This is a genomic window from Collinsella sp. AM18-10 (assembly GCF_003471585.1).
Taxonomy (GTDB): Bacteria; Actinomycetota; Coriobacteriia; order Coriobacteriales; family Coriobacteriaceae; genus Collinsella.
Genome location: NZ_QRJO01000012.1, coordinates 25,320 through 41,985, shown reverse-complemented (window position 1 = coordinate 41,985; position 16,666 = coordinate 25,320). Strand labels below are relative to the sequence as shown.

Genomic DNA, 16,666 nt, shown 5'->3' with positions numbered 1-16,666 from the left:
TCGCCCCAAAAGGACCTTGCTCGCTCTGGCGGGCTTTCGCTGTCCGTCCTCTACCTGCGGCGTTGCCCTGGTTGGCACTTAGGGACGTTCCTCTTGTGCCGGCACTTGGGGACGGTCCTAGCCGCCTAGGGTCTACCGGTGCATTGGGGGTTTACGCCTTCCATGCATGACAGTCGTCTCTTTTATGTTTCCTTTAGCCGTCGCTGCCTAGGATGGGGGTTAGTCGGTAGGAAGGGAGCGTCTGTATGGACGACGCGAGCGATCGTGCAATCGAAGAGGATATGCTCAATCAGTTCAACTATTTTGATGATGAGGACGAGGAATTGATCGATCGTCGCGAGCCGGCGGCGCTCGATGCTTTCGACCTTGTTGATGAAGGGCCCGACGAGGACGAGGTCGAATCAGCAGAGCCCCCACAGTCTTCGCGCCTGGACTCGCTGCTTTCGAGAGTCCCTATGCACCACGGCGCTCGTGCCGGCGCACTCCATATGAAAACTGACTGGCACCAGATCGTGACGGCAGGCGATGAACTTGCCGTCGATGCGCCGCTCACCGATAAGTCATCCATTATCTGCCGCACCGGCATGCTCATGCTGGCAAGCGGAACAGGTGCCTGGCGCGTGCGCGATACCATGAATCGTGTTGCTGCCGTACTCGGCGTCACGATTCACGTCGACCTGAGTCTTCTGTCGTTTGAGTGCACCTGCATCGAAGATGGCCACTGCTTTAACGAGGTCGTCAGCCTACCCACAACGGGGGTCAATACTCATCGCATTTGGATGATGGAGAGCTTCCTAAAGGAAATCGAGATTTACGGACGCCGGTTTACCGTGCACGAGTACCACGAGATGCTCAAGACCGTTGAGAGCTCAAAGCCCGATTACTCTCCCTGGCAACAGGGCCTTGCGGCAGCCTGTGCTTGCGGCGCCTTCGTCTTTTTGCTCGGCGGCGGTCCTATCGAGATGGCCTGCGCATTCGTAGGCGCCGGTGTCGGCAACTTTGCTCGCTCCCATATTCTCAAGCAGGGTCTTGGCCAGTTTAGCGCGCTGACGATCGGCGTTGCGCTCGCTTGCGTTTCGTATCTGCTGGCATTGCTCGGCCTTGGCCAGGTCATTCCAGGGGCAATGTCGCACCAAGAAGGCTATATCGGCGCCATGCTCTTTGTGATTCCCGGTTTTCCCCTCATTACGGCAGGCCTCGACATCGCTAAGCTCGACATGCGAAGCGGCATCGAGCGTCTTTCGTATGCTGTGTCAATTATCGTGATGGCGACCCTCGTAGGTTGGATGGTTGCCGAGTGTGTGGGACTGGCGCCGGATGACTTTGCCCCGCTTGGTCTCTCACCGTTGGCTCTTACGCTCTTGCGCATGCTGATGAGCTTTATCGGCGTATTTGGCTTCTCGGTTATGTTCAACAGTCCGGTAAAGATGGCGGCGGCGGCAGGGCTCATCGGCGCCGTGTCTAATACCTTGCGCCTTACGCTCGTCGATGCGCCGACGCTGCTTCCCTTCTTGGGCCTGAGCGCGGGCATGCCTCCCGAGGCAGCAGCGTTTATCGGCGCGCTGGTATCGGGACTGCTCGCGAGCTTAGCCGAAATCAAGCTCACCTACCCACGTATCGCCCTCACGGTGCCATCGATTGTCATTATGGTGCCGGGCTTGTATCTGTATCGCTCGATGTATTACATGTGCACCTTCGACACGGTCAATATGCTCGGCTGGTTTGTGCGTGCAGTGCTCATCGTGGCGTTTTTGCCTGTTGGCCTGGGTGTGGCGCGCACCCTCACCGACCCTCGCTGGCGCCACACCAGCTAATTAGTCGTTGAGGACGTCCCAACGGATCAACTGTGCCTCGCATCTCCATAAACTCAACGCTTACGAAGCGCGTGCCGTTCGTGTTAGGGTAGTTCCACCACATAAGTAGTCGCAGACGCACGTATCACGGGCGGGCGAGATGAAGTTCCAACAGCTCCATCTCGCCCGCCCGTTTTTGTTGCGTGGTGCCGCGGCACAACACAGAAAGGACCATGCCCTTTATGCCTATCAACAAACGAGAGAGCCTGCTGTTCACCTTTATCATGTGCTTTTGCATGGTGCTCTGGATGAGTATCTACAACGTCGCCCTACAGCATGGGGCCATCAACGGCGAGGTTGTTGCCGCCGCGTGGCTCGGCTTCCCCGTTGCCTACGTTTTTGCCATGTGCTGCGACTGGTTTGTTGCCAGCCCCCTTGCCAAGGGTTTCGCCTTTAAATTCCTGGTCAAGCCGGGCAAGAGCTCGTCGCTTGCCATGACGCTCGCCGTCAGCTCCTGCATGGTCGTTCCCATGGTCGTCATCATGTCGCTCTACGGCGCTTGCGAAGGCCTGTTCCATATGCCCGGCGGCCCGCTTGCCAATTTGCAGGCGCTGCCGATGATGTGGCTCGTCAACATTCCGCGCAACTTTATCATGGCCCTGCCCTGGAACCTGCTGGTGGCTGGTCCGGTTGCCCGCTTTGCCTTCCGCCGCGCTTTCCCCATGGGAACCGTCTTTGAAGAGCAGCATATGGAGCTCGTGCATATGCCGGGCGCTCCCGTTGCCGAGGAGGTTGCCAACATTTCCGAGCGCATGGACTCCGAGCCTGCCTGCTAGGCAACGCTTAAAACCAGACCCCCAAACAGACCGGAGCGATTCCTTTTTTGTAGACGTTGTCGTATGGCTGCACGTGGAAAAGGCCCCAACGGTTAACATATACTCCATATGGGTAAAGAGACCAAAGCGCTGCCGCGGGGCGGCGCTTTGCGTTTGAAAAACTAGCTCGTCTAAGAGGAACTAGCATGTTAGACCGTTTTACCGATCGCGCGCGCAAGGTCATGTCCATGGCCAAGCAGGAGGCGCTCGATCTTCATTCAAATAAGGTGGGTACCGAGCATCTGCTGCTCGCGCTCGCCAAGGAGGACGAGGGCATTGCCGCCGAGGCGCTGCGCTCGCTCGATATCGCCTACGACGACATCATGGACACACTCAAAGAGGTCCAGACTACCGTTCCCGAGCCCAGCGAGGAGACCGAGGCCGCTAAGCTCGCCTTTACGCCGCTCGTCATCAGCGTGATGGAGCGCTCTTTCCGCGTGGCACGCGAGAACAACCAGACCTATGTGTCGACCGAGCACCTGCTCATCGGTATCGTCGAAGAGGGCAACGGCATGGCCATGGACATCCTCATGCGCCTGGGTGTGTCGTCCGCTTCCATAAAAAAAGCCATCGAGAAGCTTACCGCCAAGGATCAGGACAAGAAGCGTCCGCTCGCCGGCGCCGGTGCCGGGCGTCCCGGTGCGGGCCTGCCGTTCTTTAGCGGTTCGGACGCCTCGCAGCAAAAGGGGGGCGGCACCGATACACTCAAGCAGTTCGCCACCAACCTTACGCAGAAAGCACGCGATGGCGAGCTCGACCCCGTGATCGGTCGCGAAAAGGAAGTCCAGCGCATGATGGAGATCCTTTCGCGCCGCACCAAGAACAACCCGCTTATCTTGGGTGACCCCGGTGTGGGCAAGACGGCCATCGTCGAGGGCCTGGCGCAGCAGATCGCTGCCGGCAACGTGCCTGAGAACCTCATGAACCAGAATATTTGGACGCTCGACCTGCCGGGTCTTGTCGCGGGCGCCAAGTATCGCGGTGAGTTCGAGGAGCGCCTCAAGAACGTGATCCAGGAGGCAACCGAAGCCGACGACGTCATCCTGTTTATCGACGAGATGCACACCATCATCGGTGCCGGTTCTGCCGAGGGATCCATCGATGCAAGCTCCATGCTCAAGCCCGTGCTCGCGCGCGGTGCTTTTCAGATCATCGGTGCCACCACGGCCGAGGAGTTCCGTAAGTACCTCACCAAGGATCCGGCCTTTGAGCGTCGCTTCCAGACCATCGATGTCGAGGAGCCGAGCGTCGAGGACACGGTCAAGATCCTGACCGCGCTCAAGCCGCGCTACGAGGAGCACCACCATGTGCGTTACACACAGGGTGCTATCGAGGCCGCCGCGAACCTCTCCAACCGCTACATTCAGGACCGCTTCCTGCCCGATAAGGCCATCGACCTCATCGACGAGGCCGGTGCCCGCGCCCGCATTGCCGCCAACCGCGCGCCCGAGCCGGTGCGCGAGGCCGAACATCGCATCGAGGAGCTCAAGGCTGCCGCACAGGAGGCCACCGAGAGCGACGACATGAACAAGGCCGCCGAGATCACCGAGCAGCAGAAAGCCGCCGAGATTGAGCTCGCCGAGGCCAAGGCTGCCTGGACGGCCGAGCTCGACGCCAGTCCGCTCACCATCGATATCTCCCAGATTGCCGACATCGTGTCCGTGACCTCGGGCGTGCCGGTGTCTTCGCTCACCGAGAGCGAGAGCCGTCGCCTGCTGCAGGCCGAAAGCGTGCTCAAGACCCGCATTATCGGCCAGGACGAGGCCGTCGAGGCCGTTGCCAAGGCCGTGCGCCGCAGCCGCTCGCCGCTCAAGGACCCTCGCCGCCCCGGCGGCAGCTTTATCTTCCTGGGCCCCACCGGCACGGGCAAGACCGAGCTTGCCAAGACGCTCGCCGAGTATCTCTTTGGCAGCAAGGACGCGCTCATCAGCTTCGACATGTCGGAGTTTGGCAGCGAGTTCGAGGTCTCCAAGCTTATCGGTAGCCCTCCGGGTTACGTGGGTCACGACGAGGGCGGCCAGCTCACCAAGGCTGTTCGCCGTCATCCGTACTCGGTCGTGCTGTTCGACGAGATCGAGAAGGCGCACCCTGATATCTTCAACATCCTGCTACAGGTGCTGGAGGAGGGCCGCCTGACCGATAGCCAGGGCAAGACGGTCGATTTCCGCAACACCGTGATTATCATGACGTCCAACGTGGGCGCCCGCGAGATCGCGCAGGATGCGAGCGTGGGCTTTGGCACCACCGGCAAGCAGGGTCTCACGTCGAGCGAGATCCGCGGCCGTGCGATGGGCGAGCTCAAGCGCCTGTTCCGCCCCGAGCTGCTCAACCGTATCGATGACATCGTGGTGTTCCAGAAGCTTTCGGGCGAGAACCTGACCAAGATCGCTCACCTGCTGGTGGACGACCTGCGCCAGCGCCTGATTGCCAACGGCATGAACATCAAGCTCACCGATGCGGCCTACGACAAGATTGTGGCCGAGGGCACCGACCTCACCAACGGTGCGCGTCCGCTGCGCCGCGCCATCCAAAAGCTCATTGAGGATCCGTTGTCCGAGGAGCTGCTGGCCGGCGAGTGGGGCAGTGGCGATACCGTCCTGTGCGATGTGGCCGACGGCAAGTTTGTCTTTAGCCATGGTACGGGCGAGATCCCGGCACCGCGTCCGGCGGGCACGCTCGGTGGTGATACCGCCCCGGCGGCACCGCACACTGGCAACGCCGCGCCCGTGAGCGGCGGCGTGACCTCGGGCCCCGGCGGTATGATGCAAGCCGGCTCTGGTGCGCTGTAGGGATTGAATATAACCTTGCATGATGGGGGGGCGTTTCCGATGGAGGTGCGCCCCTTTTCTTGTAGAGAAGAGTTTCCGGTAACGATAAAATAATTGAAAAAGTTCTGCTGGATGGCAAAAGGAGTTACTATGGCGAATAGCGCTCAAAGAATTGAGATGTCGTTCGATAACATGAGAAAAATCGGAATGGTTCTTTGTGCCGTGCTGGTACTTATAGCCATCGCTACCATCGCCGTCTTTGGTTCGGCATTTGTTGTTGCATGCCAAAGTATTTTGAACGGCGCAGTGGTAATCGAGGGGGTCGTTGAGCTTGGTAAGGGCGGCAGCATCGCGCTCCCAAACTTGGCGCTATGGGCGGTTTTGCTCCTTGCAGGGGAGTTCACATTGTTAAGCATCAGCTTCGATGTCGCCCGTCGTCAATCGCCTTTTACTATTCGACATGCACGGATGATTACCGTTATTGCTTGCCTATTTGCAATCAATGCCGTGATGGGCTCTCTACAGATTGGCAGCGATTTAAAAATAATGATGGGTAATTGTATGTTGAGCTGTCGTATGAATTCCGCTCTCCTTCAGATTGGTGACTCGGGCATCACTTTGGATGTGGGATCCATCATTGCAATGATGGTTGCTTTCGCTTTGTCGATCTTCTGGCGCTATGGGGCGCTTTTGCAGTCCCAGTCCGATGATTTGGTCTAGGTGATTGACCATGGATTATCTCATTATTGAGGTTGAGACACTTTTGCTCAAGACCGGGAAAACAAATGCCGATCTAATAAGAGCGACTGGGCATACGCCAGCTAACATTTCTAAAATCCGTAATGCAAAAATTAAGGCCATACGCTTGAAGACATTGCTCGATATCTGTGTTGAGTTGGATTGTCAGCCGGGAGATTTGATCCGTCGCGTGAGTGAAATAGAACTTGAGGAACTTACCATCGCGCGCGCGCGGAATAAGATTTTGCAAAGACGCAATCCCGACCCTTCCGAGATATTGCCCACAGAGGTTTACGTAGTAGATCTTTCTAAGGAATAACAAAACAGAATAAGAAGACAAACACGTATGCATGCAAGGCTCCTACCGCAAACGATCGGTAGGAGCCTTAATTTATTTGAAAATAGTTCTTGAAATCATAAGGTTATCGATATACGATAACGGAGTATTAAAACAGACGATAAATCGAAAGGAGGTAATTATGAACTGGGTAATCGATCCGTGTAGCAACGTGCAGGGTGGCGGTGGTGGCTGCCGCAATTACCACCCGTGTTCGCGCTGTAGCTGTTTTGGCGTATATGTTCATTTCTAGCAACGTGAACGTTAATGCTGGTTAAGACAGCAGAGGGTAAGCAGCGTGGTCGATAACTGCCATCCGTCGACCGCGCTGCCTTTTTAATGAGGTTCATGAGACATGGGTAATGCGATTTCAATCAAGGATCTATCAAAGCGCTACGGCAAAAACTGGGCGTTGTCTGATGTTTCATTTGATATAGATGAGGGCGAAGTGTGCGCTCTCGTTGGGGAGAACGGCGCGGGGAAGAGTACGTTGATTGATATTCTTCTTGGCTTGCTTAAAGCAACGAAAGGCTCAATCAGTTTTTTCGGCGAGTCTGGGAGAACAGGTCTGGCAAGAGCACGCAGAAATATCGGATTCGTCCCCGACGGCTGTGGGGCATTCTTGAACTTAACCGGTCGAGAAAACTTGATCTCACGCTGTATCGAGTGGGGGCTGCCGAAAAGTGAAGTTAATCGAGTGCTCGCTGCCGTTGGCCTAGAAAATGCGGCGGATGCATCGGTAAAACAATACTCGCTCGGCATGAAGCGTCGCCTGGATATCGGAACGGCTCTTCTGGGCAACCCGCAACTACTCATCATGGATGAACCCATAAACGGGCTCGATCCAGTGGGTGTGATTGAGGTGCGTGATCTCCTGCTGTCGTTGAAGGACAAACGGGATAAAACGGTGCTCATTTCAAGCCATAACCTAGATGAATTGGAGAAAGTTGCGACATCTTTTGCTTTTCTCCATCGAGGCAGACTTCTCGTTAAGGAAGAAAACTCCTACAAAGACCGAAGTCTGGAAAAGCGGTTTTTGGATTTGATCGGGGAGGCAGATAATGCAACTTCTGCGACTGATTAGATGCGAAGCCCGTCGGTTGCTCAGAAATCCAGCCTTTTTCGTGTTGTTGATCTGGGGAATTTGGATTGTTAAAGATGTCTGTAATCCAAATATGTATGGGACTTATGGAACATCTGATTTAGGGGGAGTCGGCAAACAGATTGGTTTCTTTGCAAACATCCTCGACAAGACTGACCCAGCTGGTTCGGCGGTTCGGACGGCACTATTCATGACCTACGAGTGGTTTTTCGTTCTAGCCGGATGCATTGTTATTTCCTGCGCCATGGATTATCAAAGCAGGTCTTCTGAAGTGACGTATGCAAAAGGGACGGGTGTAGCAAAGGCCGTTGTCGCAAAGTGGCTTGTTCTGACGATTGCAACTTCAACAGCGTTCAACCTGTTTTCGGGATTCACTCTCTTCAAATCTCCGCTTGGCTGCTATGTGGATGGGCGGGTGTTTCTTGATAGATACCTGCCCGTGTTGCTTTTGATTGATGCTATTTTGGCTGCATTAGTAGCTCAGTCGATGGCAGTTTTCTATTTACTTAGAAATGCACCGCTTAGCATTATGTTGGTGTTGGTCGGGACGCTGCTCGCCTCCGATGAATATACGCTGGTGGTCTTTTCCAATCACGCATCGACGCAAATTCCCTGGTGGCTCTCAGTCGGACCATACTTACGCCATCTTGGAAATCTGTGCTTTCAAGGCCTAGCCATTAATCAGATCATTCTTTTCTCTGTTATTTGCACCGTTGTTTCGTTGCAGCTCGGGGTCATGGGAATCAAAGCGAGGAGGGGGTAGAAATGCGCTGCGAAGATATGATTAAGGCTGAAGCCTATCGAGTTATGAAGAGCAAAGCGCCTCTTCTGCTGATTGCGGCAGGTTTCGTGCTCGCATTGCTTTATTCTGTGTCTTATGAACCATGGAGAGCCTACGGAACGAGCGATTGGCTTGGCGACGGTGTTATGGGCTTCTTTCCAAACCCACAATATGGTTTTGTGGGAATTCCCGGAGACCTCGTTAAAGATGGAGCTCGCTACCTTTCCGCTGTGGCACCGCTTGCCCATTCTCTGTTCTTTCCTATTGTTGCTGTTCTCGTCATCGGCTATGCGTTTCGAACTCCGATAACGGGATCTCAATGGCTTGTTTCCTATGCAAGGGGAATGAAAACAGTACAGTTGTTGGTTGCAAGGACTCTTGTCTCGATTGTCACGCTTGTCGGTGGTTTTGTTCTCTTTTCGATACTCGTTGGTGCGGTCCAAAGCGCGAGTGGCATAGGAATGACGATGGATATGATCGGAGAGTTTCTTCTTCGACTGTCTCTTGCTGCCTTGATTTGCACAACGTTATGCCTGCTGCTCGTCCTGGCCATCTCACTCTTTGGAAATGGCGCGTTTGTTCTATCGTTCATCATCCTGCTGCTTTATTTGGGGTACGGGAATCCAAATATGCCACTGCACTTGACATGGTTGGCGACCCTTGCGTCCCCGCGACCAATTCAATTCATCGTGCCGGGGACGTTGCTATTTGTAGCGCTGGCAACAGTCGTTCCCATTGTCATCCTCGGACTTTGTTGGGCTATCAAGGGTGCTATCAGAAAACGGAGCATATAAATGAAAGAGTCTGAATTTAACGTTATTGAAGAGAATGATGTGAACGGTATCACTATCTACAATACCCAATCTGGTGGCGTTCTCGACCTTGACGCTGCGCACACGAATGAGCTGAATTTATATCGCAAGGGTGCCGCCGCCTTGGATGGTGATTTCGAAGAGACCCTTAAGTTGGGTGGCATGTTGGTAGATGACGATGTTGACGAGCGGCGAACGTTGATGCTTGAGAGCTTGTCGGCAAGGTTTGCAAATGACTATTTAGGACTGACGATTGCTCCAACGCTGGCATGCAATTTTAGGTGTCCCTACTGCTATGAAAAGGGCTGCTCGCACCCCACTATGTCAGAAGAGACAATGACGGATATCGCAGAATTCGTGCGTTCCGGCTATCCCGGGATCAACGATCTTCACGTTGACTGGTATGGAGGCGAACCCCTACTCTGTGTGGACATGATCGAGCGACTGACAAAAGAACTGAGAGGGGCGATTAGGCCAGGCGCTACTTATTCTGCCGGAATGGTAACGAACGGATATCTCCTGACGCGAGAAATTGCTCAGAAGCTTGCTGATTGTCAGATCGGTTCGGTTCAAATCACTATTGATGGCTCAAAGAGGGATCATGATACGCGGAGGGTCCCGGCCGACGGTCGTCCGACATATGATGCCATTATCGACAATATAATCTCATGTGCCGATGTTCTTCAGATTACCATTCGCGTGAATGTCGATGAGTCCAATAGCAAAGAGGTCGATGCGTTGATTGACGAGCTTGACGCTAAAGGGCTTCGCGGTAAAGTCGCGATTTATCTTGCTGCGGTCGACAATGTTAACGATACTTGCTCAAATGACATTCATTGTTTTTCTCAGCGTGGATTCTCTCAAGTTGAAACGTTCTTTATGGATAAAGCTAGCGAGCGCGGATTCAACGTTATTCCGTTTACGCCGTATGAACCAGGCGTCTGCTGTGCGGTTTCCCTTAATTCGTTTGTCATCGATCCGCTTGGTAGACTTTTTAAATGTTGGGATGAGGTTGGCAAGGGCGAGTGCGCCGTTGGAAATGTTCGAGAAGGTGTGAAAGCTAATTCGAACTATTTGAAATGGATGGAGTATTTACCAAACGACCCAGTATGTGGCGAGTGTGTAATGTTTCCGGCTTGTATGGGCGGATGTCCCCACGCCGCGATGGAGGGCCAGAGAAAATGCGCGAGCGTTAAATTCAATGCCAGGCAGAGAATGCGGTTGGCTTGTAATTATCAGTATTCGCATGAGGCAAATCACGATGTTTAGATTTTGGAAGATATATCTCCTCCATAAGCCAAGGCTTTATGTCTATCTGCTTCTCGATGTCTTGTCTCAGCTGTGCAGCCTTGCTGAACCATATCTGTTGGGACTGACTGTAAATGTGCTGGCGGCAAAAAATGTCCTCGGTATTAGTTTGCGGACGCTAGTCTTATGTATTTTCGCGATTGGCGTGGTCGCCATTGTGGGGTCGGTGTTGGCCTATTGGACTTCCCTAATCTATGTCGACCTTCAAGCGCATGCGGGATATCAACTTAACGCTGACACACTTGAACACGTCAAGCGTTTGCCCCGGAAGTTTTTCATCGGATTTGATGCGGGCTATTATAATCAGCAAATCAATCACGATTCAAACGACCTCATAATATTCGGAATAACATCGGCGTCAAATATCATTGGCGGTGTTGCAACGATTATCTGTTCCTTGATTATGTTGATGAATATAAACATTGCGATGGCGATTGCCTGTCTAGCCTGCATCGTTACGGGGGCAGTAGTTTATCGATTGTTTAGCGGGCTGCTGTTCAATCGAGGCTTTGAGTTTCAGGAAAAGACCGCTGCTTTCTATGGGACTCTCCAGAGCCAGCTGGAGAGCGTCTCCTTTCTTCGTCGCCATTCATTATTTGATTTCTATTCCTTGAGGCTGCAGAAGGCTTTCGATGGTCTTTATCCAGCTATATTGGCTAACCAAAAAGCCGGATCACGGTTCGAACTTGCGAATCAGTTGATTTTTTCCTTTGCGCAGTTCTGTTTGCTCGCGATTGGAGGCTGTGAGATTGTCGCAGGTAAAATGCCGGTTGGTTTTCTGCTGACGGCATTGAGCTATTATTCGAGCGCCAATTCTGCTCTGGTGAACTTGCTTTCTTGGGGCAAAAGCTACCAGGCGAGCAAGGTGAGCGCCCAACGCCTTAAGCGCCTTTGGGCAATGGATGAAGAGGCGAACGGTTCTGTCCGCATTGGTTCTCCTGTTTCACTTGTGTGCAAGGGCCTGTCGATTTGTCGCCCTGATACCGATCGAATCATAGATTATCCAGAGCTCATCTCGCTTAATCGAGGAGTCTTATACGGCGTGTCGGGCGCAAACGGAAGCGGGAAAAGCACGCTTCTCGATGGCATAGCTGGTCTATATCCCGATGATTGCGTTGGGACTATTGCTTATGACGAGGTTGATTTGAGCCAGATTGATTCTATAAATCTACGCTCGTATGTCGTTGGTATTGCCGAGCAAGAACCTGATATCGTTAACGGAACACTCAGAGAGAATCTGACGCTACTCGCGGGCGATAATTGTCCAATTCTTGAAGTCGGGCGACTTGTAGACCAGTTTGGTCTGACCAAACTGGTCTCAACACTTCCCAATGGTCTTGATGGGGTGCTGGACGAGCAAAACCATAATATATCGGGTGGTGAGAAGCAGAAGATTGCGATTATTCGTGTATTGCTTAAGGACTCACCCGTCATGTTATTCGATGAACCGACGTCGGCGCTTGACGGAGCGAGTAGGTCAGCGTTCATTGATATTCTGCAACAGAAGAAAGAGGATCATATAGTGGTTGTTGTTTCGCATGATCCCGAGTTGCTTGAGGCTTGCGACGAAGTGATTGAGCTGTAGACGCCGGAAGGTTAGCCCATTTGAGTCTTAATTTCTGCCATGGTGGAAAGCTGTTCGAGGTTGGTGCTTACCGGGAAAATGTAAGCCACTACACCTCCCGGTAAGGCATTGCTGCGCTCTTATGGATGCTATACTAAGTCCAGGATGATGTATAGCAACCTGAAGGATGAGGCATGGAAGCCGAATTGCTCGATAAAAAATCTATTCAGATGAACGTGCGCATAGATCGCCAGCTCAAAGAAGCCGGAGATGCCGTTCTGGCGCATATTGGCATGACGCCGTCACAAGCCGTTCGGACACTTTGGGAGTATCTGGTCGTTAACGGACGCATGCCCTCGAAGGGAGACGCGGCGGCTCCGGTTTCTGACGGAGTGGAGCCCCAGCGCATGGAGTCAAGGGCCGCGCAAGGCAGCCATATCGTTCGCGATTCGTGCCTCAAATACGGCATCCCCATCCCTGAGTTCTCGGGAGACTATGACGACCTCTATGAGGAGGCCATGGCGGAGCGCTATCCCGAGTGGGTGGAACTATGAGCACAGAAGGCGTCCTCAAGCTGTTAATCGATACCAACGTATGGATGGATTATTTTTCTGGCAGGTCCGACCGTACGGCAAATGTCGTCCATCTGATCGAGATTGCCGACGCCTCGGAGCGGATTGCCCTGTTTGCCTCGTCGCTTTCGGTCAAAGACGTTTCATATCTTGTCTCGGCGGCAATCAAGCAGGAGTGCCGAAGAAAGACTGGCTCACTGAGCGATAACGCCATTGCGGCGGCGGACGAAACGGCCTGGGCATGCGTTCGGCAGATGCGCGAGCTCGCCCTCATCGCGCCGGTCGGTGCAGACGAGGTCTTTGATTCGTTTGTGTTCAAGTATCATCACAACGACTTTGAGGACGACCTGATGCTGGGCGTCGCCAATCGCATTGATGCCGATTACGTTGTGACGGAGGACAAGAATCTTATTAAACATACCAATGGTGTATGCATTAATGTTCAACAGGCGTTGAGGTTGGTTGAAGGGTCCAACGCCCCTTCGGCACGGCCCGTCTAGCCTGCTTTATCTTAATAAAGTGGCGTTTCCCCGCCGTTAGCCGATGATGCGAGGGCGCTCGGCGTTTTCGACTGGTTTATGCACGCAAAGTCTGGGAATATACAAGGCGCATGTCTTACTGTCTAACCAGTTGCGCCAAGGAGGCACCATGGATTACAAGATCACCGGCTACGAGCCCGCCCAGCTGTTCCATTTCTTTGAGGAGGTCAGCGCGATCCCCCGTGGGTCTGGCAACGAGAAGGGCATCAGCGATTTCCTGGTTGCGTTTGCCAAGGAGCGCGGCCTCGATGTGTACCAGGACGAGGTCTACAACGTCATCATTCGCAAGCCCGCTTCTGCCGGCGCCGAGAATGCCCCGACTGTGATGCTGCAGGGCCACATCGATATGGTGTGCGACAAGTTGGGCTCTGTTGAGCACGACTTTACGACCGACGGTATCGACCTGGTCGTGAAGGACGGCGTCCTCACCGCTAACGGCACCACCCTGGGCGCCGACAACGGTATTGCTGTCGCTCTGATGCTTACTGTGCTCAACGACGATTCGATTGCTCACCCCGCCCTCGAGTGCGTATTCACCACCGATGAGGAGACTGGCCTGGTCGGCGCCGAGACGCTCGACAAGTCCCAGATTAGCGCCCGCACCATGATTAACCTTGACTCCGAGGAAGAGGGCGTTGCCACCGTCAGCTGCGCTGGCGGCGTCGTTGTTACCTACACCTGCCCCATCGTGCGCGAGCACAAGACCGGCAGCACCCTCACGCTCGACATCTCCGGCCTACTGGGTGGTCATTCCGGCAACGATATCAACCTGGAGCGCGGCAACGGCAACCTCATCATGGCCCGCATCATCGACCGCCTGATGGTCGCCGGCGAGCCCGCCATCGTTAGCTTTAACGGCGGCACTAAGGACAACGCCATCAACCGTGAGTGCAAGGCCGAGCTGGTTTACGCCGACCACGCTGCCGCCGAGGCCGCGGCCCAGATCGCAAAGGACATCATCGCCGACGTCACTGCCGAGCTCGAGGTCTTCGACCCCGGCTTTACCTGCACCGTCGAGATTGCCGACGACGCCGAGGTCGAGGCCATGGATCAGAAGTCCGCGCTTGCCCTCATCCGCGCCCTGCGTCTTGCCCCTAACGGCGTGATTCGCCGCAACGTCGCCACTGACGGCTCCGTCGAGGTTTCCTCCAACATCGGCGTGGTCGCCACTTCCGACGACCAGGTCAAGATCATGCTGTCCCCGCGCTCCTCGATCACCTCGCTGCAGAACGAGTTCAAGGACCGCCTGCAGACGCTGGCCGATGTCTTGGGCTTCGACGCCAAGTTCGAGTTCGAGTATCCCGGCTGGAGCTATGCCGAGCATTCGCCGGTCCGCGACGTTTTTGTCGAGAGCTATCGCGAGCTCTTTGGCTCCGAGCTGCGCATCGAGTCCATTCACGCTGGCCTTGAGTGCGGCCTGTTTGCTGAGGCCCTGCACGGCCTGGACGCCATCGCCGTGGGCCCGACGCTCTCCGATGTCCACACCCCGGACGAGAGCATGGAACTCGCTTCTGCCGAGCGCTTCTACGAGCTGCTCATCGACGTCCTCAAGCGCCTTGCCGCGTAAGGGTCGCGCTAGCAGCAGTTCGAGCCACGTGCTAGCGGATTGCAAATGACATTACGAGAGGGGGCATCCGAACTTTTGCGACGGGTGCCCCCCTCTTCTTTTAAGAAATGTGGATTGATTGGCGCCTAGCCCATATCCGCCTTGATGAGGTCGAGGGTGCGCTGGCAGTTTTCGCGGACGGGGCCGAGCATGTGCTCGCGCAGGTCCGCCATGCCGGGCAGGTCGGCGTATTCGTCCATGATCTCTTCCATGCAAATGGGCACCTCGTAGGCGAGGTCCATCATGGTCGCAAAGCAAAACTTCTCGGATAGCCCGGCATCGGTGAGCGCCGCCTCCAGCGCGGGGTCGCCCATACCGTGGTATCGGCGGATAGCGCCTGGACCGATGCGCCCCACTCGATTTTCGCCGCCAACGCTCATGGCAAGGCGCGCCCGGCGGCGCATGCGCTCATACGCCAAACCCGACGCGACATCGTACATGGGTGCGAGTGCCGCGTTTGTGCCTTTGCCTAGGATGAGCGAGTAGTTTTTAGCGTGTGCGTCAGGCGCTCCGATAATGGCGTTATAGAACAACATATAGGTAAAAAGCACAAGATTCATGTGGTGGGGGACTGTGTTAATCAGTCGTTCTTGGATGTCTCGTGTAGTCGGTCCTCCGTCGGCGGTGTATTTCTGGCTTGGCAATACACCGAGCGCCTGGCAAAAGTCCTCCTGATGCAGCCTTTCGATGCTTCCGCTGTTATTGACCATTCTGTCGTATCGTTCAACGACGAGTGCGGCTTCGTCTTCAAATGTGCAATAGGAGACGTTGGCAGTTGGAATGCCAACACGCCGAGCCGTTTTCATGCAGACGAATTCGTTTAAGGCCTGATGTTTGAACCCGACGACACCATTTTTGAAGATATGGGTAGTGGGGGATGACCCTAGACATTCGTACCATTGGCCATCATGCCAAGCTAGTGCAAATTTGCCTTGGTTGCCGCCCAGGGACCAGCTTTCGTTGGAGCCCATCCATGTCTCTCTTTCGTCATCGCGAATTGCTTTAAGCTTGTGAGCGATTTGAGAATTGGTAAGCGGGCGGTATGCGGAGACCCTGCCACGGACGGCGTCTAATTGATCGGCTCGACAAAACTGAACGGCCCCCGCGCAGTCAAGACCGATATGGCACAAGAGGGCGACGGGGTTGTTAGATGCAACATCATGCTCGGTGGCAATGGCGCGACGCTGCTCTTGACTGTCGGGCAAAAGGCCAAATAGGAACGGGCGGACGATGTTATGGCCATACGTGCGATTGGAAAGCGGCATTGTTAGCGATAGCGGTGCCCCGCGATAGGTTGGGGCGTATACAAAGCTGCAGAGTCCATGCTCGTCTTGCCGGAGAGTGCCTGCGATTTCGCCACAAATGAGGGTCGCAAGCTCCATTTCTGCCATTTATTTCACAACCTTACAGCCAAAGGAGAGGTCTGAAGTGTCGGTAAGGCCTTGCTCGGCTGCGATTTGGGCCAGCAAGGCACCATAGGAAGATGGCGCTCCTTGTCGAGCGGGTCGTCTGCCTACGCTTGGCTTTGGCAGGGCATTCGAGTTCGCGATAGGGAGGTCCGCTATCGTCGTTGGATGTTCGGAGGGCGATGCGATGGAGTCGTTATCGCTTTGCGCAAAGAGGCCTATGCCGAGTGCGTTAAAGACAGTCAGCAGCTTGTCGAGTCGAATGCCAGTGGCGTCGCCCAGCTCGAGCGATGCGAGCAGGCGCTCCGAAACACCGGCTTTTTTGGCGAGGGCGGCACGGGTGAGACCCTGAGCCTCGCGTGCCTGGCGCACATAGATGCCAGCTTGACGCGGTGTGGTGATGGGAAGGGTATCCACAGCGATCTCCTAACGTGCAGACTTTTGCATATCAGTATGACATGCAAA

The 16,666-nt window shown here is 54.7% G+C and carries 15 protein-coding genes; 13 read left to right on the top strand and 2 right to left on the bottom strand.

Features of this window, described 5'->3' with window-relative positions; all coding sequences use genetic code 11:
* The first annotated feature begins 245 nt into the window (after window positions 1-245).
* From DW211_RS07700 to DW211_RS07640, 13 genes are all read left to right on the top strand, one after another.
* Window positions 246-1,814 carry a threonine/serine exporter ThrE family protein gene (locus tag DW211_RS07700; RefSeq protein ID WP_199576733.1) on the top strand — a complete coding sequence of 523 codons (1,569 nt, stop codon included), beginning with the start codon at window positions 246-248 and terminating at the stop codon, window positions 1,812-1,814.
* A 221-nt stretch (window positions 1,815-2,035) separates the two neighbouring features.
* Complete coding sequence (locus DW211_RS07695; RefSeq protein ID WP_118260152.1) at window positions 2,036-2,629, top strand: DUF2798 domain-containing protein; 594 nt, start codon at window positions 2,036-2,038, stop codon at window positions 2,627-2,629.
* Between the two features lie 185 nt (window positions 2,630-2,814).
* Window positions 2,815-5,457: an ATP-dependent Clp protease ATP-binding subunit gene (locus DW211_RS07690; RefSeq protein WP_118260138.1), complete on the top strand. Its 2,643-nt coding sequence runs from the start codon at window positions 2,815-2,817 to the stop codon at window positions 5,455-5,457.
* 129 nt (window positions 5,458-5,586) lie between these two features.
* Window positions 5,587-6,156, top strand: a complete 570-nt coding sequence (locus DW211_RS07685) for a hypothetical protein (RefSeq protein ID WP_118260136.1) — start codon at window positions 5,587-5,589, stop codon at window positions 6,154-6,156.
* A gap of 10 nt (window positions 6,157-6,166) precedes the next feature.
* Window positions 6,167-6,493 carry a helix-turn-helix transcriptional regulator gene (locus tag DW211_RS07680; protein ID WP_117629262.1) on the top strand — a complete coding sequence of 109 codons (327 nt, stop codon included), beginning with the start codon at window positions 6,167-6,169 and terminating at the stop codon, window positions 6,491-6,493.
* Between the two features lie 373 nt (window positions 6,494-6,866).
* Entirely contained in the window at window positions 6,867-7,595 is a 729-nt protein-coding gene (locus DW211_RS07675) for an ABC transporter ATP-binding protein (protein WP_118260134.1), read from the top strand.
* Window positions 7,573-8,376: a hypothetical protein gene (locus DW211_RS07670; protein ID WP_147326442.1), complete on the top strand. Its 804-nt coding sequence runs from the start codon at window positions 7,573-7,575 to the stop codon at window positions 8,374-8,376. Before DW211_RS07675 ends, DW211_RS07670 begins: the two co-directional genes overlap by 23 nt.
* Before the next feature lie 2 nt (window positions 8,377-8,378).
* A complete protein-coding gene (locus DW211_RS07665) occupies window positions 8,379-9,188 on the top strand; it encodes a hypothetical protein (protein ID WP_118260132.1) in 810 nt (269 codons plus the stop codon).
* Window positions 9,189-10,475: a radical SAM protein gene (locus DW211_RS07660; RefSeq protein WP_118260131.1), complete on the top strand. Its 1,287-nt coding sequence runs from the start codon at window positions 9,189-9,191 to the stop codon at window positions 10,473-10,475.
* On the top strand, window positions 10,468-12,099 hold the full coding sequence (locus DW211_RS07655) for an ABC transporter ATP-binding protein (RefSeq protein ID WP_158568509.1): 1,632 nt from the start codon (window positions 10,468-10,470) through the stop codon (window positions 12,097-12,099). The genes DW211_RS07660 and DW211_RS07655 overlap by 8 nt, the downstream gene beginning before the upstream one ends.
* Window positions 12,100-12,272: 173 nt before the next feature.
* Complete coding sequence (locus DW211_RS07650) at window positions 12,273-12,632, top strand: type II toxin-antitoxin system RelB/DinJ family antitoxin (RefSeq protein WP_118260127.1); 360 nt, start codon at window positions 12,273-12,275, stop codon at window positions 12,630-12,632.
* The gene (locus DW211_RS07645; protein ID WP_117655056.1) at window positions 12,629-13,150 is read left to right on the top strand and encodes a PIN domain-containing protein; all 522 of its coding nucleotides are present in this window, start codon (window positions 12,629-12,631) and stop codon (window positions 13,148-13,150) included. The genes DW211_RS07650 and DW211_RS07645 overlap by 4 nt, the downstream gene beginning before the upstream one ends.
* 148 nt (window positions 13,151-13,298) lie before the next feature.
* On the top strand, window positions 13,299-14,756 hold the full coding sequence (locus DW211_RS07640; RefSeq protein WP_117563799.1) for an aminoacyl-histidine dipeptidase: 1,458 nt from the start codon (window positions 13,299-13,301) through the stop codon (window positions 14,754-14,756).
* Window positions 14,757-14,881: 125 nt separating this feature from the next.
* Here the strand turns inward: DW211_RS07640 and DW211_RS07635 are convergent, their stop codons facing one another.
* Both DW211_RS07635 and DW211_RS07630 read right to left on the bottom strand, forming a co-directional pair.
* The gene (locus DW211_RS07635) at window positions 14,882-16,186 is read right to left on the bottom strand and encodes a type II toxin-antitoxin system HipA family toxin (protein WP_118260125.1); all 1,305 of its coding nucleotides are present in this window, start codon (window positions 16,184-16,186) and stop codon (window positions 14,882-14,884) included.
* Entirely contained in the window at window positions 16,187-16,618 is a 432-nt protein-coding gene (locus DW211_RS07630) for a helix-turn-helix domain-containing protein (RefSeq protein ID WP_118935385.1), read from the bottom strand.
* Window positions 16,619-16,666 lie beyond the last annotated feature (48 nt).